The sequence below is a fragment of the Arthrobacter sp. U41 genome (genome assembly GCF_001750145.1).
Lineage (GTDB): Bacteria > Actinomycetota > Actinomycetes > Actinomycetales > Micrococcaceae > Arthrobacter.
This window is the reverse complement of sequence record NZ_CP015732.1, coordinates 1,561,102-1,583,201: the sequence shown is the minus strand read 5'-3', so window position 1 is coordinate 1,583,201 and position 22,100 is coordinate 1,561,102. Positions and strand designations below refer to the sequence as shown.

The 22,100-nt window shown below is 68.8% G+C and carries 16 protein-coding genes; 4 read left to right on the top strand and 12 right to left on the bottom strand.

Annotated features, from left to right (window positions below; translation table 11 throughout):
* The first annotated feature begins 18 nt into the window (after positions 1-18).
* Together ASPU41_RS07365 and ASPU41_RS07360 are read left to right on the top strand one after the other, a co-directional pair.
* Entirely contained in the window at positions 19-990 is a 972-nt protein-coding gene (locus ASPU41_RS07365; protein WP_069950373.1) for an ABC transporter ATP-binding protein, read from the top strand.
* Complete coding sequence (locus tag ASPU41_RS07360) at positions 983-2,575, top strand: ABC transporter permease (RefSeq protein ID WP_069950372.1); 1,593 nt, start codon at positions 983-985, stop codon at positions 2,573-2,575. The genes ASPU41_RS07365 and ASPU41_RS07360 overlap by 8 nt, the downstream gene beginning before the upstream one ends.
* An 18-nt stretch (positions 2,576-2,593) precedes the next feature.
* Here ASPU41_RS07360 and ASPU41_RS07355 read toward each other — a convergent pair whose 3' ends face one another.
* Complete coding sequence (locus tag ASPU41_RS07355) at positions 2,594-3,493, bottom strand: glycerophosphodiester phosphodiesterase (protein ID WP_069950371.1); 900 nt, start codon at positions 3,491-3,493, stop codon at positions 2,594-2,596.
* A 50-nt stretch (positions 3,494-3,543) separates the two neighbouring features.
* Here ASPU41_RS07355 and ASPU41_RS07350 point away from each other — a divergent pair, with 50 nt between their 5' ends.
* The gene (locus tag ASPU41_RS07350; RefSeq protein ID WP_069950370.1) at positions 3,544-4,881 is read left to right on the top strand and encodes a DUF445 domain-containing protein; all 1,338 of its coding nucleotides are present in this window, start codon (positions 3,544-3,546) and stop codon (positions 4,879-4,881) included.
* Positions 4,882-4,900: 19 nt separating this feature from the next.
* On the opposite strand, the gene ASPU41_RS07345 is transcribed toward ASPU41_RS07350, so the two are convergent.
* The 7 genes from ASPU41_RS07345 to ASPU41_RS07315 form a co-directional block, all read right to left on the bottom strand.
* Entirely contained in the window at positions 4,901-6,124 is a 1,224-nt protein-coding gene (locus ASPU41_RS07345; RefSeq protein ID WP_069950369.1) for an MFS transporter, read from the bottom strand.
* A gap of 61 nt (positions 6,125-6,185) precedes the next feature.
* On the bottom strand, positions 6,186-7,019 hold the full coding sequence (gene narI / locus ASPU41_RS07340; protein ID WP_069950368.1) for a respiratory nitrate reductase subunit gamma: 834 nt from the start codon (positions 7,017-7,019) through the stop codon (positions 6,186-6,188).
* A 2-nt stretch (positions 7,020-7,021) separates the two neighbouring features.
* Positions 7,022-7,642, bottom strand: coding sequence for a nitrate reductase molybdenum cofactor assembly chaperone (narJ, locus tag ASPU41_RS07335; protein ID WP_069950367.1), 621 nt, complete (start codon positions 7,640-7,642; stop codon positions 7,022-7,024).
* Complete coding sequence (gene narH / locus ASPU41_RS07330) at positions 7,639-9,366, bottom strand: nitrate reductase subunit beta (protein WP_069950366.1); 1,728 nt, start codon at positions 9,364-9,366, stop codon at positions 7,639-7,641. Before narH ends, narJ begins: the two co-directional genes overlap by 4 nt.
* Positions 9,366-13,076: a nitrate reductase subunit alpha gene (locus ASPU41_RS07325; RefSeq protein WP_069950365.1), complete on the bottom strand. Its 3,711-nt coding sequence runs from the start codon at positions 13,074-13,076 to the stop codon at positions 9,366-9,368. The genes narH and ASPU41_RS07325 overlap by 1 nt, the downstream gene beginning before the upstream one ends.
* 115 nt (positions 13,077-13,191) lie before the next feature.
* Positions 13,192-13,941, bottom strand: a complete 750-nt coding sequence (locus ASPU41_RS07320) for a LamB/YcsF family protein (RefSeq protein WP_069950364.1) — start codon at positions 13,939-13,941, stop codon at positions 13,192-13,194.
* On the bottom strand, positions 13,932-14,834 hold the full coding sequence (locus ASPU41_RS07315; RefSeq protein ID WP_069952543.1) for a hypothetical protein: 903 nt from the start codon (positions 14,832-14,834) through the stop codon (positions 13,932-13,934). Before ASPU41_RS07315 ends, ASPU41_RS07320 begins: the two co-directional genes overlap by 10 nt.
* 131 nt (positions 14,835-14,965) lie before the next feature.
* Here ASPU41_RS07315 and ASPU41_RS07310 point away from each other — a divergent pair, with 131 nt between their 5' ends.
* On the top strand, positions 14,966-16,342 hold the full coding sequence (locus ASPU41_RS07310) for an MFS transporter (protein WP_069950363.1): 1,377 nt from the start codon (positions 14,966-14,968) through the stop codon (positions 16,340-16,342).
* 77 nt (positions 16,343-16,419) lie between these two features.
* On the opposite strand, the gene ASPU41_RS07305 is transcribed toward ASPU41_RS07310, so the two are convergent.
* The 4 genes from ASPU41_RS07305 to ASPU41_RS07285 all read right to left on the bottom strand — a co-directional run bounded on the left by ASPU41_RS07305 (position 16,420) and on the right by ASPU41_RS07285 (position 21,966).
* Positions 16,420-18,750, bottom strand: a complete 2,331-nt coding sequence (locus tag ASPU41_RS07305) for a glycoside hydrolase family 65 protein (protein WP_069950362.1) — start codon at positions 18,748-18,750, stop codon at positions 16,420-16,422.
* Positions 18,751-18,833: 83 nt separating this feature from the next.
* Positions 18,834-19,571: an HAD family hydrolase gene (locus ASPU41_RS07300; RefSeq protein WP_069950361.1), complete on the bottom strand. Its 738-nt coding sequence runs from the start codon at positions 19,569-19,571 to the stop codon at positions 18,834-18,836.
* 538 nt (positions 19,572-20,109) lie between these two features.
* A complete protein-coding gene (locus ASPU41_RS07290) occupies positions 20,110-20,736 on the bottom strand; it encodes an alpha/beta hydrolase (RefSeq protein WP_069950359.1) in 627 nt (208 codons plus the stop codon).
* Positions 20,737-20,745: 9 nt separating this feature from the next.
* Positions 20,746-21,966 (bottom strand): beta-ketoacyl-[acyl-carrier-protein] synthase family protein, encoded by a 1,221-nt coding sequence (locus tag ASPU41_RS07285; protein ID WP_069950358.1) that lies wholly within the window; start codon positions 21,964-21,966, stop codon positions 20,746-20,748.
* Positions 21,967-22,100: the final 134 nt, after the last annotated feature.

The following is a 22,100-nucleotide window of genomic DNA, read 5'->3' as shown; positions in this document are numbered from 1 at the left end:
CGGCGTACCTTGTTGACTATGAGCAGCGTCGTGGAAATGACCGGTGTCGTAAAGCGGTTCGGGGCCGTGACAGCCCTGGACGGACTCGATTTCGAGGTCGCTGCCGGCGAGGTGCACGGCTTCCTCGGCCCCAACGGATCCGGCAAGTCCACCACCCTGCGCCTCCTGCTGGGCCTTTTGCGCTCCAATGCCGGTTCCATCAGGGTGCTTGGGCTGGACCCGTGGCGCGACGTGGCGACCCTGCACCGCCGGCTGGCCTATGTGCCCGGGGACGTGGCCCTCTGGCCGAACCTGACCGGCGGCGAAGTGATCGAGCTGCTGGGCCGTCTTCAGGGCGGCCAGGACCGCGCCCGGCGTGACCGTCTGCTGGAACTGTTCGAGCTGGATCCCACGAAGAAGGCGCGCACCTACTCGAAAGGAAACCGGCAGAAAGTGGCCCTCGTTGCCGCCCTGGCCACCGACGCCGAGCTGTTCCTGCTGGACGAGCCGACGAGCGGGCTGGACCCGCTGATGGAGGACGCGTTCCGCGGCTGCGTCCGCGAACTGCGCGCGCAGGGCCGCAGCGTTGTGCTCAGCAGCCATATCCTCAGCGAAGCCGAGGCGCTCTCCGACCGGGTCAGCATCATCCGCTCCGGAAGGGTGGTGGAGACCGGCCCCCTGGAGCAGCTGCGGCACCTGACCCGCACCTCGGTCACGGCCGACGTCGCAACCGTGCCGCCGGGGCTGGACCTCCTGCCCGGCGTCCACGACGTCGTCATCACCAACCACCGGGTCACTGCCCAGGTCGAGCCTGCCGGACTGAACCACCTGATGCAGGCGCTGACGACGGCGGGGCTGACGGCCCTTACGAGCCAGCCGCCGACGCTGGAGGATCTGTTCCTGCGGCACTACGGTGACATCACCGCCGGGGTTCCGGCCGCGGCCGTCGGCGCGTCGCCGGGCCGGACGGGCTCCCCCGGGCCGGGCGGGCGACGGGCCGGCGATGCCTGAGACCCTGGCCGGAACGGGTGCCCTGATCAGGCTCGGGCTGCGGCGGGACCGCTGGCTGCTGCCGGTCTGGATCGCCGGCTTCGCCCTGATCGCCTATTCGACGGCCCTGGCCGGAGCGGAGCTCTACCCGGACGTGGCGAGCCGCATCGAGGCCTCCACCGCCGTGAACGCGACCGCCTCGATGGTCGCGCTCTTCGGACGGATCTACGATCCCGCCTCCATCGGGGCGCTCTCGCTGATCAAGTACACCGCTTTTATGACCGCCATCCTCGCCGTCCTGATGGTCATTCTCGTCATCCGGCACACCCGCAGCGATGAGGAGACCGGACGTTTGGAGTTGCTCGGCGGCGGCAGATTGGGCCGCGACGCCCCGCTGGCGGCCGCGCTCTCGATCAGCCTCGGCGCCAATGTGGTACTCGGACTGCTCTCGGCGGCCGCGTTGGCTGCCGGCGGGTTGCCGGCGGCCGGTTCCCTCGCTTTTGGTCTGGGCTGGGCCGCCACCGGAATGGCGTTCAGTGCCGTGGCGGGGCTGGCGGCGCAGGTGACCGCCAGCGCCCGGGCCGCCACCGGGCTCAGCATCGGCGTCGTCGCCGTCACGTACGCGCTGCGGGCAGTCGGGGACCTGGCCGAACCGGGGCCGTCGGTGCTCTCCTGGCTGTCGCCCATCGGGTGGAACCAGCAGATCCGGGCGTTCGCCGGGGACCGCTGGTGGGTGCTGGTGTTGCCGGTCAGCCTGTGTCTGGTCCTGGTCCCGGCCGCTTTTGCGCTCCGTGCCAGGCGCGACCTTGGCACCGGGCTGCGTACCGAGCGCCCGGGGCCCGCCGTCGGTTCGCTCTCCGGCGTCTGGGACCTGGCGGTGCGCCTGCAGTATCGCGTGCTGCTGGCCTGGGCCGTGGCATTCCTCATTTTCGGCGTCGTCATCGGGTCCCTGGTCAGCAACGTGGGAGAGCTGCTGAGTTCACCGACCGCCCAGGACCTGATCAAGGTGCTGGGCGGCCGGGAGGCCCTGACGGACGCGTTCCTGGCCGCGGAGATTAGTATCATGGGGTTGCTGGCTGCTGCCTATGGGGTCTCCTCGGCCAACCATCTGCGCAGCGAGGAGGCCGCGGGCCACACCGAAGCCCTGCTGGGCACGGCTGCCACCCGCATCCGCTGGGCCAGCAGCCACTTCGCGTTTGCGCTGGCCGCGGTCGCTGCGCTGCTCCTGGTGGCGGGGGTTTCGATCGGCGCCGGCGCCGCCTTCGCCGTTGGCGACGCCGCGCTGGTGGGCCGCAGCACCGTGGCCGCCCTGGCCCAGGTGCCTGCCGCGTGGGTAGTAACCGGTGCCGCGCTGGCGGTGTTTGGCTGGGCGCCCCGGCTGGCCGGGGCGGTCTGGGGACTCCTGCTGGGCCTGGTCGCCCTGGGCGAATTCGGGGTGCTCTGGAATGCCCCGGAATGGCTCATGGATCTCTCGCCGTTCCGGCACTCCCCGCTGCTCCCGGTGGACTCCGACGCAGTGCCGGCGCTGGCGGGCCTCATCGTGGCCGCGGCAGCTCTCGCGGCACTGGGCTACGCCGGTTGGCGGCGCCGCGATCTCGCAGCCTAATGCCGTGAAGGTGCGGGCTTAGCGGAGACTCCGGGACCCTGCCGACAGCTGGGCGAGGACCTGTGCGGGCCGGTTCGTGGTGATCTCGTGGATCCCGAGCTGCTGGCAGAGTGCGACGTCGTTTTCCGAGTCCACGGTCCATACCCTGAAGCGCCGGCCGGAGTGGAGCCAGCGCCGGATGGTCCGGGAATGCTCGCGGACGTAGTCGATGCCCGGCCCGGCCAGCCCGGTCTCGCAGTCATCCAGAATCCGCTCGGCTTCGGTTCGCGCGGCCTTCATCACGTTCGCGAGCGCCCCGCCGGTGAGTGCACCCAGGCCGAGTTCCTCGCGGATCTCCTCGACGTTGACGTCATCGACGAGCTGGCAGACGGCGGACGCCGGGACTGATTTCAGCAGGTGCTTCACCGAGTCCGGGCTGAAGCTCATGAACGACACCGTGATGTTGCCGAGCCGGGACGTCGCAGAATCCCAGCCTGCGGCGCTGAGGACCGCCAGCACCCGGTCCTCCAGCCTGAGCTGGAAGGGGCTGGGGTGTTTGAGCTCAATCGCCAGCCCGATCTCCCGGCCTGCGGTCCGCAGCAGGGCCAGCAGCTCCGGGAGGGTCAGCAGCTGGGTGGACCTGGCGCCGTACGCGTCCGGAATCCGGACGCCCTTCCAGGAGGAGAAGTCCAGCTGCCGGAGCTCCTCCAGGGTCCGGTCCGCCACCGGGCCGGTGCCGTCCGAGGTGCGGTCCAGGTTGGCGTCGTGCAGCAGCACCGCGTGCTGGTCCCGGGTGAGGTGGACGTCGCACTCCACGCCGTCGGCGCCGTCGGCGATTGCCTGCAGGTAGGCGGCCCGGGTGTGCTCGGCGAAAGTCTCGCTTGAACCGCGGTGGGCGTAGACCAGCGGACGGGCTGCGGCGGACTCGTCAGTCGTCATGCTGACACGTTAGCCGACAGCCGCTGCGAAAGCGGGACTAGGCTGGGCACATGCACGTGAATACTGAGCCAAGTACCCGTTCTGAAGGCCCCGGCGGCGCCGGAGCTGCCGCGGCCGGGCGTCCCGGCCGCCGCCAGACCGTGACCGCCGGCGACGCCGAGAAGGCGTCCGCGCTGCGGAAGATGAAGCTGCTGGCGCTTGCGCTGCTGATCCTGATGGCCATCATCTTTGTGGTCGCCTTCGCCCTGCAGAAGCAGTATCCGTGGCTCGAATACGTCCGGGCCGCGGCCGAGGGCGGCATGGTCGGCGCCCTCGCCGACTGGTTCGCCGTGACGGCCCTGTTCAAGTATCCGATGGGCCTCAAGATCCCCCACACCGCCATCATTCCCCAGCGCAAGGACCAGATCGGCGCCTCGCTGGGAGAATTCGTGGAGACGAACTTCCTCTCGGAGCAGGTCGTCCAGGAAAAACTGGCCTCTGTTGACATTGCCCGCAAGGCGGGCGCGTGGCTCTCCGGTCCCGGCGGTGCCGAGCGTGTCGCCAAGGAAGGCGCCGCCGTCATCCGCGGCGCCTTTACGGTACTGAACGACGACGACGTCCAGGCCGTGATCGAGGGCATGGTCCGCCGGCATCTGCTCACCCCGCCGTGGGGGCCGCCGGTGGGGCGGGTCGCCCAGCGCATCTTCGAGGACGGCCACCACCACGCGCTGGTGGACGTGCTCGTGGACCGCACCGTGGACTGGGTGCGGGACAACCAGGACACGGTCAACCGGCTTGTCACCGACCGTTCCCCGACGTGGGTGCCGTCGTTCGTGGACGGGCTCGTGGGCGACAAGGTCTATGTGGAGATCCTGAAATTCACCCGCGCCGTGCAGTCCGATCCGCGGCACCAGGTCCGGCTCTCCATCGATAAGTACCTCAAGGACCTTGCCCAGGACCTGCAGCATGATCCGGTGATGATCGCCCGAGCTGAAGGCATCAAGGCCCAGGTCCTCGGCGATCCGGAGATCCGTGAGCTTGCCTCCCGCACCTGGGGCACCATCAAGGCCGCGCTGCTCTCCGCCGTCGACGATCCGCACAGCGAACTGACCGTCCGGTTCAAGGCTGCCGTCCATGACTTCGGCACCCGGCTGGTGGTTGACCCCGAACTGGCCGGCAAGGTGAACCAGTGGATCGGCGACGCCGCCGGGTACCTTGTCAGGACCTACCGCTCGGACATCGCGGGCGTGATCACCGATACCGTGGCCCGCTGGGACGCCGAGGAAACCTCGCAGAAGATCGAACTCCAGATCGGCAAGGACCTGCAGTTCATCCGGATCAACGGCACCGTGGTGGGCGCCCTCGCCGGGCTCGCGATCTTTAGCGTGGCGCATCTGGCCTTCGGCTGACAGCGCGCCGCAGCGCCGGCTAGGCGGCCGCGACTTTCGCCTTCGTCCGGCCCGGCACTGCGAAGATCGTGAAGGCCAGCGCAGCAAGTGCGGTGACCACCAGCAGCAGCAGCCCGATCGAGTAGCTGCGCGTCGCGGCGTCGTACGTGGCTCCCATGATCAGCGGCGGGAAGTACCCGCCCAGGCCTCCGGCGGCGCTCACCACTCCGCTGATGCTGCCGACTTTTCCCGGCGGGGCGAGCACCCCGACCCAGGCGAAAACCCCGCCGGTCCCGAGGCCCAGTGCCGCCGCCATGGCGACAAACGTCAGGCCGGCGGGGACCTCGCCGTCGGGCTGCAGGTTCACCACCCAGGCGAGGACCGCGACGCCTGCCAGTGAGGTGAGCACCACGGGCTTGGGCCCGAACCTGTCCGCGAGCACACCGCCCACCGGCCGTGCCAGCACGGCCGCCAGTGCGAATCCTGCGGTGCGCGCCCCGGCGCCGCTCGGGTCGAAGCTGTAGACGTCGCGGAGGTAGGTGGGCAGGTAGGTGGCGAAGGAGACGAAACCGCCGAAGACCACGGCGTAGAGGAAGCACATCTTCCAGGTGACGGGGGTCTTCGCGGCGTCAAGCAGCTTCGGGAGCACGGGGAGGCTGTTGCCGGTCCAGCCCGGGGCCTCCTTCATCCGGAACCACACCAGCGCCGCCATCACGGCGAGGATTGCGGCGATCAGCAGATGTGTGGGGAAGTAGCCGATTGCGGCGACCAGGCGCGGGTTCAGGAACGCGGCCAGCGCCGTGCCGCCCATCCCGGCGCCGAAGACGCCGGTGGCGAAGCCGCGCCGGGACGGCTCGTACCAGGCGCTGACGAAAGGGATCCCGACGGCGAAAACCGTTCCGGCGACGCCCAGCAGCAGCCCGGCGCCGAGCACCAGGGCGAAGGAGCTGAGGGTGCCGCCGACGGCCACGAGCAGGATCGGCAGGATCGAGGCCAGCAGCACAAAGGTGAACATCACGCGGCCGCCGTGACGGTCCGTCAGGGCGCCGACAACGATCCGGCCCAGCGAACCGACGAACACCGGCATGGCCACGAGCACGCCGGTGGCGGCCGGGTTCAGCTGGAGGTTCTGGGTATAGAAGGCTCCGAGGGTCGCCACCGAGTTCCAGGCCCAGAACCCGACCACCGACGCGGAGGTGGCGAGCACCAGGTTGAGCGTCCGCCCCGCGGGGACGGCCGAAGGAAGGGGCGCGGATCCGGCCACTGGGGTTCCTCTCAGTTCGGTCAGTTTTTCAGTCGATTGCCGGGTCAGTTTTTGGGTCGGGTCAGCGGTTCCGGGTGTCCCGGTCGCGGGTTCCGACGGCGGACCAGCCGCGGCGGGCGGCGACGGTGGAGTTCCGCGCGGACGCGGCGCCGGCTTTGCTGCCGTCCCTGTCCCGGTCACGGGAGCGGTAGACGATGTAGGGACGGAACAGATAGTGGAACGGGGCCGTGAAGGCATGGACCAGCCGGGTGAAGGGCCAGATCAAGAACAGCGCCATGCCCACGAGGGTGTGCAGGTGGAAGGAGAACGGTGCGGCCGCCATGGCCGCCAGGTCCGGCTGGAAGATGAACAGGGAGCGGAACCACGGGGCCACGGTCTCGCGGTAATTGTGCCCGTGCTCGCCTTCGAAGACACTGGCCAGGGTGGTCCACAGGCCGAACACAATGGCGGCGGTCAGCACCACGTACATCGTCTTGTCATTTTTGGTGGTCGCCATAAAAACCGGCCCGGTGGTGCGGCGGCGGTAGATCAGCAGGAGGATCCCGCCCAGGGTCCCCACCCCCGCGATTCCGCCCACAAACAGGGCGTTGAAGTGGTAAAAGTCCTGGCTCATGCCCACCGCCTGGGTCCAGGCCATCGGGATGACCAGGCCGAAGAAGTGGCCCGCGATCACGGCGAGCAGGCCAAAGTGGAACAGGGGTGAGGCGATCCGCAGCAGCCGGGATTCGTAGAGCTGGGAGGACCTGGTGGTCCAGCCGAACTGGTCGTATTTGTAGCGCCAGACCAGGCCGCCCACGAGCACCACGACCATCACGTAGGGCAGGACGCCCCAGAGCACGATGTCCAGGGCGGAGATTTCGACGGCGGATCCGGGCTCGGTTTCGGACACCGGCATGGTCAGGCCCCCTTCACTGGCAGCAGGCGCGAATCGTAAGGGTCCAGGCCGACCGCTTCGGCGGGCGGACCGTAGCCGGCCATCCGCATCACGGCCTGCTCGTCCGCCGGCGACTTCCCGGGCAGGGTGTCGCAGATTGCCTGCAGGATCCGGGCGTGCGGAAGCTCATCCCGCAGCAGCCCGAAGCGGAGCATCTCCAGGCTCGCCCGGAAACGGGTCAGCAGCCCGCGGCCGGCAGCGAGGTCCACCAGGGCGGCGTACTCCAGGACCATCGGCAGGTAGTCCGGCAGTTCCCCGTGGGTGTCCACCAGAATGTCGCTCTGCCGGTACGTCGTTTTGAAGTTGCCGAGGACTTCACCGCGGCGCCGGGTGTCCCCGTCCGTCCAGTAGGACAGGTGCAGGGCGTGGCGCTTTCCGAGATCGAACTCGCGCACGTAACGGGCCTGGCTCTCAATCGGCGGTGTGGATTCCAGTGACTCCAGCACCTCCTGGAAGTCCGCGACGGCGCCGGGGAACTCGCCCAGCGCGGCCCGCATGAGCGGCACCCGGCCGATCAGTTCCTCATCCGGGTAGGACAGGCACCAGGCCGCCGCGAGGTACATCACCTGCTGGCGCCGGCTCACGGCCGTTCCCCCGGTGTGCCGGGGGACGCCGGTGTGCCTGGAACGGGTGCGGGCGGCTCCTCCGGAACGAGCGCCTTTTCCGGGAACAGACCCGGCGGTGCCCCCGTGCCGTCCCAGTTCAGCAGGTTCACCCGCCCCCGGAGGGTCGCTTCACCGGGGGCCGAGCCGGAGGTCTGCCGGTCCCGCAGGGCGTTGAAGGTTTCCACCGCCACCGGAACGGGCCTGCCGCTGGCCTCGCCGAAGGGGGAGGAATCCTGCATGCCCGGCCCGCCCTCGAAGTCCAGCGAGCAGCCCATTTCCTCCAGGTCATGGGCCTGTTCCACGTGGGCCTTCGGAATGACGTACCGCTCCTCGTACTTGGCTATCGCCATCAGCCGGTACATCTCGTACATGGTCTGCCCGTCCATGCCCACGGCTTCGGGGATGGATTCGTCGGGGTCGTTGCCCATGCTGATGCCGCGCATGAAGGAGCGCATCGCCGCGAGCTTTTTCAGGACCGCGGTGACCCGGTCCGCGTCGCCGGCGGTGAAGAGTTCCGCGAGGTACTCCACCGGGATGCGCAGCGCGTCGATGGCACCGAAGAGGTTGCCGGCGTCCTCGCCGTCGTGCCCCTGGTCCCGCAGCAGGTCCACCACCGGGGACAGCGGCGGCACGTACCAGACCATCGGCATCGTCCGGTATTCCGGGTGCAGCGGCAGGGCCACCTTGTAGACCTTGGCCAGGGCGTAGACCGGCGAGCGCCGGGCGGCGTCGATCCAGTCCTCCGGGATGCCCTGGGCCCTGGCTTCGGCCTGGACGGCGGGATCGTTCGGGTCCAGCAGCACGTCCATCTGGGCGTCGTAGAGCTCCTGGGGGTCAGTGACGGACGCCGCCTCGGTGACGGCGTCGGCGTCGTACAGGAACAGCCCCAGGTACCGGAGCCGGCCCACGCAGGTCTCCGAGCAGACCGTCGGCAGTCCCACCTCGACCCGCGGGTAGCAGAAGGTGCACTTCTCGGCCTTCCCCGTCTTGTGGTTGAAGTAGATCTTTTTGTACGGGCAGCCGGTGACGCACTGCCGCCAGCCCCGGCATTTGTCCTGGTCCACCAGCACGATCCCGTCCTCCACCCGTTTGTAGATCGCGCCGGAGGGGCAGGAGGCCATGCAGGACGGGTTCAGGCAGTGCTCGCAGATCCGCGGCAGGTAGAACATGAAGGTCTGCTCGTAGGCGAACTTGATCTTGTCCTCGGATTCCCGCCGGACCTTCTCCACGATCGGGTCCAGGTGGCCGTACTCGGTGGAACCGCCAAGGTCGTCGTCCCAGTTCGCGGACCACGTGATTTTGGTGTCCTCCCCGGTGATCAGGGACTTGGGCCGGGCTACCGGGAAATCGTCGCCCAGGGGCGCGTCGACGAGCGTTTTGTAGTCGTAGGTCCAGGGCTCGTAGTAGTCCTTGAGCTCGGGCTGGACCGGGCTGGCGAAGATCCCGAACAGCTTCTTCACCCGGCCGCCGGCCTTGAGCACCAGCTTGCCGCGCTTGTTCAGCACCCAGCCGCCCCGCCACTTGTCCTGGTCCTCGTAGCGGCGCGGGTAGCCCTGACCGGGGCGGGTTTCGACGTTGTTGAACCAGACGTACTCGGTGCCCGCACGGTTGGTCCAGGCCTGCTTGCAGGTCACGGAGCAGGTGTGGCAGCCGATGCATTTGTCCAGGTTCATGACCATGCCCATTTGAGCCATAACACGCATCAGTACTGCACCTCCTGGGAGCGACGGCGGACGGTGGCAACCATGTCGCGCTGGTTTCCGGTGGGCCCGAGGTAGTTGAACGCGTAGGCCTGCTGGGCGTAGCCGCCGATCAGGTGCGAGGGTTTGACCAGGAGCCGGGTGACGGAGTTGTGGATGCCGCCGCGCCGTCCGGTCGCCTCGGACTTCGGCACGTCGATGGTGCGTTCCTGTGCGTGGTGGACGTAGACCACACCGGCCGGCATCCGGTGGCTGACGATCGCCCGGGACACCAGGACACCGTTGATGTTCAGGCACTCCACCCAGTCGTTGTCCTTGACCTGGATGGACTCCGCGTCGGCGGGACTCATCCAGACCGTCGGCCCGCCGCGGGAGAGCGAGAGCATCAGCAGGTTGTCCTGGTATTCGGAGTGGATCGACCATTTGGAGTGCGGGGTCAGATACCGGACCACCACCTCCAGTTGCCCGTTCCCGCCGAGTTTGGGCTCGCCGAAGAGCCGGTGCATGTCCAGCGGCGGCCGGTAGATCGGCAGCGCCTCGCCGATGTCGATCATCCAGTCGTGGTCCAGGAAGAAGTGCATCCTTCCGGTCAGGGTGTGGAACGGCTTGAGCCTTTCCACGTTGATGGTGAACGGGGCGTAGCGCCGGCCGCCCGTTTCGGAACCGGACCATTCCGGCGAGGTGATTACCGGGACCGGCCCGGCCTGGGTCTGGGCGAAGGTGATGAACTTTTCCTCGGAACCCTCGGAGAGGTCGGCCAGTTTCCGGCCGGTGCGGAGTTCCAGGTCCTTGAAGCCCTGCACGGACAGCGCGCCGTTGGTGGTGCCGGAGAACGCCAGGATGGCCTCGGCCATTTTCGCGTCGGTGTCGATCGCCGGGCGGCCGTCCGCGGCGCCGCCGAGCATCACGCCGTTGGAGCGGCTGAGCCGGTCCAACGGGCCGGCGAGTTTGTAGGTGACGTTTTTGACCGTGAAGCCCAGCTTGTCGGCCAGCGGCCCGACGGCGGCCAGCTTGTCCGCGATGGCCGTGTAGTCCCGCTCCACCACGGAAAAGATGGGCATGTTCTGCCCGGGCACCGCCGGGATGGACGTCTCCCGCCAGTCCCGGACGATCCCGCCGGGCTGGGCGAGCTGGCCGGGGGTGTCGTGCTGCAGCGGCACGCTGACGAGGTCCCGGCGCACGCCCAGGTGGGTTCTGGCCTGCCGGGAGAACTCCTGGGCCAGCAGCTGGAACATGTCAAAGTCCGTTTTGGTCTCCCAGGGCGGGTCGATCGCGGGCGTGAAGGCGTGCACAAACGGGTGCATGTCGGTGGAGGACAGGTCATGCTTCTCGTACCAGGTGGCGGCCGGGAACACGACGTCGGAGAGCAGCGTGGTGGAGGTCATCCGGAAATCAGCGGAGACCAGCAGGTCCAGTTTTCCTTCCGGCGCCTGCTCGTGCCATTTCACGTCCCGGGGTTTGAGCCCTTCGGCGTGGTCCTTGCCCAGGACGTTGTTGTGGGTGCCGAGCAGGTTCCTCAGGAAGTACTCGTTGCCCTTCGCGGAGGAGCCGAACAGGTTGGAGCGCCACAGCACGAGGGTCCGCGGCCAGTTCTCCGGGGCGTCCACGTCCTCGATCGCCGGGTTCAGGGTGCGGTTCTTGAGCGCGTCCGCGATGTAGCTGGGGGTGTCCTGCGCGGTCCCGGCGGCGACGGCGGCCTCCGCCTCGTCCGCGAGGTCCAGCGGGTTGCGGTCGAACTGCGGGTAGAACGGCATCCAGCCGAGCCGGGCGGACTGGGCCAGCGCGTCCGCGGTGTGCATGCCGTCCAGGGCTCCGGTGGACAGCGGCGATTTCAGCGCATCCGCGGAGTACCCGTCCTGGCGCCACTGGTCGGTGTGCATGTACCAGTAGCCGGTGCCGATCATGGTCCGCGGCGGGCGGGACCAGTCCAGGGCGTTGGCCAGCGACAGCCAGCCGGTGACCGGCCGGGTCTTTTCCTGCCCCACGTAGTGGGCCCAGCCGCCGCCGTTGCGGCCCATGCAGCCGGTCAGCATCACCAGCGCCAGCACGGCCCGGTAGGTGGTGTCGCCGTGAAACCACTGGCAGATCCCGGCGCCCATGATGATCATCGAGCGGCCCTTGGACTGCTCGGCGTTCCGGGCGAACTCCCGCGCCACCCGGATGCAGGCCTGCGCGGGGACGGACGTGATCTCCTCCTGCCAGGCCGGGGTATAGGGCGTCGCGGCGTCCTCATAACCGGCGGCCCAGTCCCCCGGGAGCCCTTCGCGGCCGACACCGTACTGGGCCAGCATGAGGTCGAACACGGTCGTGACCAGCTGGCCCTCGACCTCGATGACGGGCACCCCGCGGCGGAGCACGCTGCCGCTGCCGTCGGCCTGCTCGAAGCAGGGCAGCAGGATTTCGGCGTTCTCGCCGGAGACCTCACGCAGCGACAGCGCCGGTTCGATCCCCTCGAGGTCCAGGTTCCATTTGCCCTCGCCGCTGCCGGCGTAGCGGAACCCCATGGAGCCGTTGGGAACGGCGGGGCGTCCGGACTTCTTGTCGAACAGCACGGTGCGGAACGCCGCGTCCTCGGCCAGGGACTCGGCCGGGATGTCCCTGGCGGTGAGGAACTTGGACGGGGTGAGGGTGCCGTCGTCGCGCCGTTCCAGCCGGACCAGGAACGGCAGGTCGGTATACTGCCGGACGTAGTCGGTGAAGAACGGGACCTCACGCTCGACGAAGAATTCCTTGAGCATGACGTGGCCCATCGCCATGGCCAGCGCGGCGTCGGTGCCGGCCTGCGCGGGAAGCCACTCGTCGGCGAACTTCGTGTTGTCCGCATAGTCCGGGCTGACGGTGACCACCTTGGTGCCGCGGTACCGCACTTCGGCCATCCAGTGCGCGTCCGGGGTCCGGGTGACGGGGACGTTGGAGCCCCACATCATGAGGTAGCCCGCGTCCCACCAGTCACCGGATTCCGGGACGTCGGTCTGGTCCCCGAAGACCTGCGGGCTGGCCACGGGAAGGTCCGCGTACCAGTCGTAGAACGAGGTCATCACCCCGCCGATCAGCTGGATGAAGCGCGTCCCGACCGCGTGCGAAACCATCGACATCGCGGGGATCGGCGAGAAGCCGGCGCAGCGGTCCGGCCCGTAGTTCTTGATCGTGTTAACGTGGGCGGCGGCCGCGATCTCGATCGCTTCCTGCCAGGACACCCGGACCAGCCCGCCCTTGCCGCGGGCCTGCTGGTAGCGGCGCCGCCGTTCCGGGTCCCCCACGACGTCGGCAAAGGCCAGCACCGGGTCGCCCAGCCGGTCCTTGGCCTCGCGGTACATCTCGACCAGGACACCCCGGGCGTAGGGGAAGCGGACCCGGGTGGGTGAATAGGTGTACCAGGAAAAGGCCGCCCCGCGGGGGCAGCCACGGGGCTCGTATTCCGGGCTGTCCGGGCCCACTGAGGGGTAGTCGGTCTGCTGGGATTCCCAGGTGATGATGCCGTCCTTGACGTACACCTTCCAGGAGCAGGAACCGGTGCAGTTCACCCCGTGGGTGGACCGGACCACTTTGTCGTGGCTCCACCGGTCCCGGTAGAAGATGTCGCCCTTGCGGCCGCCTTCCCGGAATACCGCCCTGCCGTCGGCGGTCTGGTCCCATTTCGTGAAAAATCGGCCCAGCTTCAACATTGCATCCGAGGCGGGTCCATCTAACCCCGCGGGGCCTCCGGCAGTCATGCCCTCAAGCTATGGGCCGCACTCCGGCCTCGATAGGGCCCTACGGCACTGGCCAGGTGCCGTTAAGCCGGGATTCACCCGCGGTGTCCTTCCTGCCGGCGCCCTTCAGCCGGGGTCAGGCGAAGCTCTCCAGTTCCACGCCGGCGCTTTCCAGGGCCGCGCGGATGGCGGTGGCCGTGGCGATGGAGCCGGGAGTGTCGCCGTGGATGCACAGCGAGTGCGGTTCGATCCGGAGCACGGTGCCGTCCACGGCCCCGACTTCGCCGAGGGTCGCGAGGCGCACGGCGCGTTCGGTGATTTGGCCGACGTCGTGCAGCTGGGCGCCGTCCTGGGAGCGCGGCACGAGGGTGCCGTCCGGCAGGTAGGCGCGGTCCGCGAAAGCCTCGGCAAAGACCGGGTGGCCGGCCTCCTTGGCGATGCCGAGCAGGGCGGAGCCCGGGAAGCCCAGGACGGGGAGTCCGGGATCGTAGGCCTGGATGGCGGCGACGACGGCGGAGGCCTGCTCGGCGTCGCGCACCGTCCGGTCGTAGAGCGCCCCGTGCAGCTTGATGTAGTCCACCGACGCACCGACGGCGTGCGCCACACCATCCAGGGCGCCGAGCTGGTACAGCACGGCGCCGAAGAGGTCATCGAAGGTGATGTCCATGGCGCGGAGGCCGAACCCGGCGAGGTCCGGGTAGCCGAGATGGGCGCCAACCCGGACGTCGAGCTCGAAGGCGGTGCGGCAGGTGTCCAGCATGGTCACGGGGTCGCCGGCGTGCAGCCCGCAGGCCACGCTGGCGCTGGTCACCAGCGGGAACATCGCGGCGTCATCGCCCATGGTCCAGGTCCCGAAGGACTCCCCCAGGTCAGCGTTCAGATCCAAAAGTTGCCGCCTTTTTGCGCCGTGTTGTTCCCGGTGTCCCCGGTGTCCGTATTGCCCGCGGTGTCCGTGGTGTCCTTGGCGTCCTTGGTGTCCTTGGCGTCCCGGCCCTGCACCGCTGCCGGGGCCTCGGCTTTCGCCAGGTCCCCCAGTTCGCCGGGAATAACGAGCGGCATCGGGCCGAACGCTTCCTTGGCGTTCGCGATGACGGCGCGGCCCATCATCCGGTTGCCCACCCCGCCCACAACGGCGCCGATGCCAAACGGCAGAGCCCGTCCCAGCAGGGCCGTGCCCTGCTTCTTCAGCAGGGTCCGGAGGAACATCGACTGGATCCGTTCGCGCACCGAACCGAAGCCGGCCAGCGGAGCCCGGCGGGCGAAGAGCGAGCCCCAGGCCTGCGTGGGGCCCTTGCCCTGCCCCGCGGCCTGGCCGCTCAGCGAGCTCAGCAATGCGGTGCCCTCCTCGCCGAGCATGATCGCCATGACCAGGGTGCTGGCCCGCTCGGGGTCCACCATCCGCACGCCGTGGAGTTCCGCGAGGGAGGTGGAGAAGAGTGCGGTGGCTTCGAGGAAGCCCACGGTGGCGGCGGCCGAGAGGCCGAGCGCGGCGACGGTCCCGACACCGGGGATCACGGCGGCCCCGCCCACGAGCGCGCCGCCGCCGGTGACGGCCAGGAGGTAGTCCCGTTCCAGCATCGCGGCGAGCTGCGCCGCCGTCGCGTGCGGATGCCGCCGCTGGAGCCTGCGGAGGTTGGCCAGCACCAGCGGGCGCTGGACTTCAACGGCCCGCAGGAGCACGTTGTGGACGCCGGGCTTGGGCTTGCCCTCGGCGTCGAACATCGCGTTGTGTGCTGATTTCTGGGCCATCTTCATTGCCGGGTTGCTTCGCTTGGCCATCATCGCCTCTCGTCTGAACCTGAACTGCTGCGGTGCAAGCCTTAACACTAGGCCACAGCTCTCCGGGTGGCGGAGTATCGGGTGCAGCGATCCCTCTGCAGGGGCCTGCACCGGGCACCTAGACTGGAGCCATGCGCTCACCGAGGGCCCTCCGTCCGTTTGCGCACCGGGAATACCGTGTGCTGATTGCGGCCCTGTCCATCTCCATTTTCGGCTCCGGGATGTGGGCCGTGGCGATGGTCTACGAGGTGATCCACCTGGGCGGGGGCCCGCTGGAGCTCTCCCTCGTGGCGGCCGCGGGCAGCGTGGGCCTTGTCGCATTTGTGCTCGCGGGCGGCATCGCGGCGGACCGGTTCCCGCAGCGGCTCCTGATCATCGCGGTGGAGGGTGCCAACCTGGCCGTCATCGCCAGCATCAGCGGGCTCGCCATCCTTGGCTGGCTGCAGCTCTGGCACCTCGCGTTCGGGGCGTTTGTGCTCGGAGTCGGGGCCGCGTTTTTCTTCCCCGCCTACTCCGCCATTCTGCCCAGGATCCTGCCGCCGGAGGACCTGCTGGCGGCCAACGGGATGGAAGGGACCATGAGGCCCGTCCTGCAGCAGGCCGCCGGCCCGGCCGTCGCGGGCGTCCTGGTCGCCGCGCTCTCCCCCGCGCACGCTGTGGCCGGGGTGGCCGCCTGCCACCTGCTGGCTTTCTCCATCCTCAACCTGCTCCGCCGACAGCCCCGGCCGGGGGCGGTTGCGGCAGGCGGTCAGCACCCGGAGGGCAGCGCCGGTCCGGGTCCGGGCGAAGGCGCGCGGACGTCCCTGCTGCACGATCTCCGCGAGGGGGTCAGCTACACGGTCCGCACACCCTGGCTGCTGTGGACCCTGCTGTGGGCCTGCATCTCGGTACTGTTCCTGATCGGCCCCATTGAGGTGCTCCTGCCGTTCGTGGTCCGTGACCAGCTCGGCGGCGACTCGCGAATGTTTGGTTTCCTGCTTGCGATCATGGGCGTCGGGGGCGCCGCGGCCTCCCTGGCCACGGCCTCGTTCCCGCTCCCCCGCCGCTACCTGACCGTGATGATGGTGTCCTGGGGTGCGGGCAGCCTGCCGCTCGCCGCCGTCGGGATCATGGACGAGTTCTGGGCGGTGGCCGCGGCGCTGTTCATCTTCGGTGCCACCGGCGGCGTCGGCATGGTCATCTGGGGCACCCTGCTGCAGCGTCGGGTGCCTCCGCACCTGCTGGGCCGCGTCTCGAGCCTGGATTTCTTCGTCTCGCTGGCCCTGATGCCGGTCTCCATGGCCCTCGCCGGTCCCGCCGCCGAGGTGCTGCCGGTGTGGCTGATCTTCCTGGTCGCCGGTTCGGTGTGCCCGGTGATGGCCGTTATCGCCTCAGTCGCGGCTCGGATGCCTGCGGACGAACTTGCCCATCCGCTGGACCACCAGATGGACGGCCTCGCGGATGCCACGGAGCGCGCCGGCGACGGCGGGGCCGAAAACCGGTCCGGCGACCGCCGCGCGGGCAGTTGAAGCAACGCGGGGTCACGTAACGCCCATGTCAGTGGGGATCATGTGCGCTAGGTGACCCCGCGTTGCTTTGGCGGCGCTTAGACCGCGGCGCGCACAATCGGGATGGACGCCGTCGGAAGTCCGCTCGGGAAGATCGTGGGCTCCGGTGCCGCAACCGGCGCCAGCTGGACCCGCACCGTATCGCCGCCGATGGTGAGCTGCTCACCGCGCACGTCGACCGCAAGCGGTTCGCCCGTGCGCACGGTCAGACTGATCGCTCCCTGGACGAGTTCGAGCTGCAGCAGCCGGCCCTGGATCTTCAGGTGGAAGGACAGTCCGTCCCATTCGGCGGGCAGCCGCGGGTCGAAGTACGGCAACTCGCCCTGGTCGCGCAGGCCCGCGAAACCGCTGACCAGCGAACTCCACACGCCGCCGGTGGAGGCGATGTGCACGCCGTCGATTGTGTTCCCGTGGGTGTCGTCCAGGTCGATGAACAAGGCGTGGGTGAAGTGGTCGAGTGCGGCCTTGCCGTAGCCGACCTCCGCAGCCATGATGCCCTGCACGCAGGCGGACAGGGTGGAGTCGCCGGTGGTGATGGGATCGTAGAAGTCAAAGGCGCGGCGCTTTTCCTCGGCGCTGAAGTCCTGCCACTGCAGGAACATGGCCAGCACGCTGTCCGCCTGCTTGAGGACCTGGTGGCGGTAGATCACCAGCGGGTGGAAGTGCAGCAGCAGCGGGTACTTCGAACGGGGAGTGGTCCAGTCCCATGGTTCCAGGGTCATGAAGTCGTTGTCCTGTGAGTGAACCTGGAGATCCTCGTCGTAGGGCAGCTGCATCCGGTTGGCTGCCTGCACCCAGAGCTCGCGTTCGGCGTCGTCGATCTCCGCATGGTCAAGGGCCGCCGCGGCGCGCAGGTTAAACCTCGCCATAACGTTGGTGTAGAGATTGTCATTGACGACGGCGGTGTACTCGTCCGGGCCCGTGACGCCGTGGATGTGGAACAGCCCGTCCTTGCCGAAGAAGCCGAGTGAGACCCACATCCGGGCGGTCTCGATCAGCAGTTCGGAGCCCAGGGTTTCCTGGAAAGCGGTGTCGCCGCTGGCCCAGATGTACCGGTTCGTCGCGAAGGCGATCGCGGCCGCGATGTGGAACTGCGCGGTCCCGGCAGCGTAGTAGGCGCTGGCCTCGAGCCCGTTGATGGTGCGCCACGGGAAAAGGGCGCCGTCCACGCTGAGTTCCTGGGCGCGGATCTTGGCCTCGGGCAGCATCCCGTGCCGGAACTCGAGGACCTGGCGGGCGTTGCCCGGGCTGGTGTATGTCAGGAAGGGCATCAGGTACACCTCCTGGTCCCAGAAGTAGTGGCCTTCGTAGCCGGATCCGCTGACGCCCTTGGCCGGGATGCCGGCGACGTCGGCGCAGGCGGTGGCCTGGGCCAGCTGGAAGAGGTTCCAGCGGACGGCCTGCTGCAGCTCGGTCTGGCCGGCGATGACGATGTCGCTGGTGGTCCAGTAGTCGCGGTAGTGCGCCGCGCTTTCGGCGAAGATCTCTGCGAGCGGCCTCAGCCCGGCCTCCGCGTCGTCGGCCAGGTCTTCGGACGCCTGCCCGACGGCGTAGCTGACGCTCTTCTCCAGGACGAACGGCTCCTCGGCACCAACGGCCAGGACGTAGCGGACGCTGCTGTCATCCTCATGCACCTGGGTGTCGAAGGGCTGCACTCCGGCATTCGTCCAGTGGTCCACGGCCAGGCCGATGCGCTGCTTGGATTCTGCGGTCTGCCAGGAGAGGCGCAGCGAGCCGTCGCCGCCGTCGAGCCGGATCGGCAGCAGCACACGGCCGGCGTGCCGGCCGGCGCGGCGCGGGTCATGGGCCGAGTGGTCGTCGACCGGCTGGTCCTGGCGGTTGATCACCGAGGAGGTTACGTCCGCGGAGATGTCGCGGTCCGCGGCGAGCTCCAGCGAGATGCCGAGTGCACCGCGGGACTGGTAGCCGACGGCGCGGCGTTCGGTGGTGGTCACGGTGGCGCCGGAGCGGCACTGCCAGGTGATCCGGCACTCGTAGACGCCGGTGGCGAAGTCCACGCTCCGCCGGTAGTCAAGCACGGTCGTTTCGTCCAGGCTCAGGGTTTCGCCGTCGATGATCACGGTGAAGTTGTTGGCGTCCGGGATGTAGAGGATCCGCTGGCCGGTGCGGGCGAAGCCGTAGGCGTTCTCCGCGTGCTTGATGTCCCAGGTCTCGTGGAAGCCGTTGATGAAGCTGCCCGGAAGCTCGGCGTCGGCGGCCGCCCAGTGGGCACCGCGGATGCCGAGGTGGCCGTTGCCAAGGCTGAAGAGCGTCTCCAGCACGCCGGCGTTGTCGGGGAGATGGACGGTCTCGACCAGTTGCCAGGGGTTGTTGGGGAACCGTGCGCGGTCCGAGGTGATGAGAGCCATGGTGGGGTTTCCTTGAGGCGGTGAAGTCTTGCGGTGAAAGTGTCTGCGGGGCTGTGCGGGCCGTGCGGCGCGGGGCGAGGCGGCTAGAGGAGCTCTTCGAGGTCGTTGACCACGAGGGTGGCGCCCGCGTCCAGCAGGGTCTGACGGCCGGCGCCGCGGTCAACGCCGATCACCGAATGGAAGCGCCCGGCCCGGCCCGCCTGGACTCCGGAGACCGCATCCTCGACGACCACGCAGTCCTCGCTGGGCACGCCCAGCAGCCGGGCGGCGTACTCGTAGGTCGCCGGGCTGGGCTTGCCGGGCAGCCCCTCGGCCACGGCGAGGACGCCGTCGACGACCACCGGGAAGTAGTCGGAGAGCCCGGCGGCCTTGAGGACGGCGGTGGCGTTGCGGGAGGAGGAGACTACTGCGACCTTGAGCCCGCGGGCCAGCGCGGCGTCGATGAAGCGCACGGAGCCTTCGTAGGGTTTGACGCCCCCGGCCTCGACGATGTCGTTGAAGACCTTGTTCTTGCGGTTGCCCAGGCCGTGGACGGTGTTGTGCGCCGGATCGTCGTCCAGCGGACCTTCCGGCAGGACGATGTTGCGGGAGGCCAGGAAGTCGCGGACGCCGTCGAAGCGCGGCTTGCCGTCGATGTGGTCAAAGTAGTCGCTTTCGCGGTAGCCGGGCACCCCGGGCACCGCCGCGAGGAATCCGTCGAAGAGTTCCTGCCAGGCGCGCTCGTGCACGATGGCGGTGGGGGTGAGGACGCCGTCAAGGTCAAAAAGGATCGCGGCGGCCCCGGTCCAGCTCGGCGGGGTGCTGTTGGGAAGCTCAGTCATGCGATTGTCCTTTCAGACGGCGGTAGCAAAATCGGTGGGTGCGGCGCGTCGGCGGGCCAGCGGTGGAAGGCGCTCCGGAACGGCGAAAGGTTCCGGAGGTGTCAGTTTCGGCCGGGGCGGACCACGGCCCACGGACCGGGCGCGGTTCAATCCCGGCGGCGGGGGCTCCTGCGCTCGATCAGTCTGGTCTCCAGCACGCGGCTGAATGGGGAATTTGGAAGTCCCGTGAGGTGGAGTCTTTCAATCAGCAGGTGGGCGCCGAGGGCGCCCGGACCGGCGGCTGGCCGGGAGCCTTGGGGGCGGTTCCGGAGGGGCCGGGAGGCGGTGCAGATGGCAAGTGCGGCGGCATCCTGGTTGGTGATACCGGCGTTTCAGCCTGCAGCACGGGGCTCAGCCCTTTCTTCCCCCTGAAGTAGTGGGCCGTGAAGACGGCCAACGTTAAGTATAAAGGCAGAAAATTGGCGCGCAAGTGGACTAATAAGGTAAGGCCCTTCGGCCCTGTCGTGCCGGCGCGTCCTCGGCTGCCTCCGGCGCCGGTTCAGTCGTCTTGGCGCGGCACGTAATGACGCAGGAAGGCGCTGACATCCACCATTTCAGCCGACGAGATCGCGTGCCCCATTCCGGGGTAGGTCCGCGCCGTGAGCTGTGTGTGCTCGTGGAGCCACTGCTCGGTGTGCTCCGTGGCGGCGTCGTTGATCACCAGGTCGTCCCGGTCCCGGCCCCAAAAGAAGGGCGGGCGGGAATCGAACGATTCGCTCATCGCCAGGAGTTCGTTTTCCAGGACAAAACCGGACAGCCCGACGACGGCCTGGAACTGCGCCGGCCGCAGCCGCAGCAGGGTGGTGGCCATCGCCATGCCCTGGGAGTAGCCGAACAGGCTGACGCTGCTGTGCCGGGCCTTGACGGATTCGATCCAGCTGAAGACGGCGTTGGTGGAGGAGATGACGTCGGCGAAGTCGTGGGTCAGGAAATAGTCCAGCAGGAACCAGCCGTAGCCGTCCCCGATCACCTTGGGGCCGCGGAGCGCGGCGCAGCTGAACCCGGAGGGCAGGCGGTCGAAGAGTTTCACCATCCGCGATTCGTCCCGGCCGTAGCCGTGCATCATCACCAGCAGCGGCGTTCCGGTGCGTTCGTGTTCCGGCTTGGACCAGACGACTGTCTCCATCGGAACAGCCTAGCTTTCGGTGATCACCAGCGCGGTGCTGTGCCCGCCGAATCCGAAGGCGTTGGCAATGCCGGCTCCGGCCCGCTGCCCCTCAACTGTCGACTGAAGAAGGTGGAGGTCGATCCCGTCATCCGGTCGGGCAAGGTTGCCGGTGCCCGGGAAGGCCCCGGTCTTCAGGGCCTGGATCATAACGATGGCCCCGAGGGCGCCGGCGCCGCCGAGGAGGTGCCCGGTGAGGGATTTCGTGGACGTGACGGGAACCTGGTTTCCGAGCACGGCCCTGATCGCTCCCGCTTCCAGGCGGTCGCCGACCGGGGTGGAGGTTGCGTGGGCGTGGACCAGGCCGATGTCACCGGCCCCCAGGCCCGCGGCCGCGATTGCTTTTTCCATCACCCGGCGCTGCATGGCCGGATCAGCGGCGACGATGTCGACGGCGTCGGAGGTCACCGCGGTGCCGGCCACGACGCCCAGGATTTCGGCTCCACGGGCCCGGGCATGATCCTCACGTTCCAGGACCAGGACGGCGGCGCCCTCAGCCAGCACGAATCCGTCCCGGTCCCGGTCGAAGGGCCGGGATGCGGACTGCGGGTCGTCGTTGCGGGTGGACAGGGCCCTGATTTGCGCGAAACCGCTGATGATCAGGCTGTTGACGCAGGAATCGACGCCGCCGGCGATCACGACGTCCGACGCCCCGGCCCGGATCATGTCTGCGGCCTGGGAGATGGCTTCGGCTCCGGAGGCGCAGGCGCTCACCGGGGTGCGCGCCCCGCCTTTGGCTCCGACGTCGATGGACACCCAGGCGGCCGGGCCGTTGGCCATGATCCGGGTGAGCGTATGCGGGGAAACCCGGCGCGGGCCGCGGGCGTCCAGCGTCCGGTTCTGCTCCAGGGTGGTGTCCAGGCCGCCGTAGCCGGAGCCGATCACCACGGCCAGTCGCTCCGGGTCGGCCTCCGGACGGCCGGCCTGCGCCCATGCCTCGCGGGCTGCAATCAGGGCCAACTGCCCGCACCGGTCCATCCGCTTGTACTCGGGGATGGAAAGCAGTGCTGCGACGTCAACGTTCACCCGGCCGGCCATGCGGACGGGCAACGCCTGGGCCCAGTCGTCGTCGAGTGCCACGATTCCGGAGCGGCCGGCCAGCAGCGAGTCCCAGGTCTCGGCCGCGGTCCCGCCTACCGGGGTCACGGCCCCGAGTCCGGTGACAACGACTCTGGGTGAAACTTCAGGCATGGGTACCGGTATTTCTGTGAGGCCCACCAGAAGATCCGCGGGGAGTGCGGGCATCCGGAGGCGTGAGTTCGGGGTTGGCGGGGCGGCGTGCATCGGGTGCTGCCGCCCTGCGCCCTTTAAGAATACGGGTGATC

Coding starts and splice junctions, on each gene's coding strand:
- ASPU41_RS07365 (WP_069950373.1), top strand. CDS start 19: ATGAGCAGCGTCGTGGAAATGACCGGTGTCGTAAAGCGGTTCGGGGCC.
- ASPU41_RS07360 (WP_069950372.1), top strand. CDS start 983: ATGCCTGAGACCCTGGCCGGAACGGGTGCCCTGATCAGGCTCGGGCTG.
- ASPU41_RS07355 (WP_069950371.1), bottom strand. CDS start 3,493: ATGACGACTGACGAGTCCGCCGCAGCCCGTCCGCTGGTCTACGCCCAC.
- ASPU41_RS07350 (WP_069950370.1), top strand. CDS start 3,544: ATGCACGTGAATACTGAGCCAAGTACCCGTTCTGAAGGCCCCGGCGGC.
- narI (WP_069950368.1), bottom strand. CDS start 7,019: ATGCCGGTGTCCGAAACCGAGCCCGGATCCGCCGTCGAAATCTCCGCC.
- narH (WP_069950366.1), bottom strand. CDS start 9,366: ATGCGTGTTATGGCTCAAATGGGCATGGTCATGAACCTGGACAAATGC.
- ASPU41_RS07325 (WP_069950365.1), bottom strand. CDS start 13,076: ATGACTGCCGGAGGCCCCGCGGGGTTAGATGGACCCGCCTCGGATGCA.
- ASPU41_RS07315 (WP_069952543.1), bottom strand. CDS start 14,834: ATGGCCAAGCGAAGCAACCCGGCAATGAAGATGGCCCAGAAATCAGCA.
- ASPU41_RS07310 (WP_069950363.1), top strand. CDS start 14,966: ATGCGCTCACCGAGGGCCCTCCGTCCGTTTGCGCACCGGGAATACCGT.
- ASPU41_RS07305 (WP_069950362.1), bottom strand. CDS start 18,750: ATGGCTCTCATCACCTCGGACCGCGCACGGTTCCCCAACAACCCCTGG.
- ASPU41_RS07300 (WP_069950361.1), bottom strand. CDS start 19,571: ATGACTGAGCTTCCCAACAGCACCCCGCCGAGCTGGACCGGGGCCGCC.
- ASPU41_RS07290 (WP_069950359.1), bottom strand. CDS start 20,736: ATGGAGACAGTCGTCTGGTCCAAGCCGGAACACGAACGCACCGGAACG.
- ASPU41_RS07285 (WP_069950358.1), bottom strand. CDS start 21,966: ATGCCTGAAGTTTCACCCAGAGTCGTTGTCACCGGACTCGGGGCCGTG.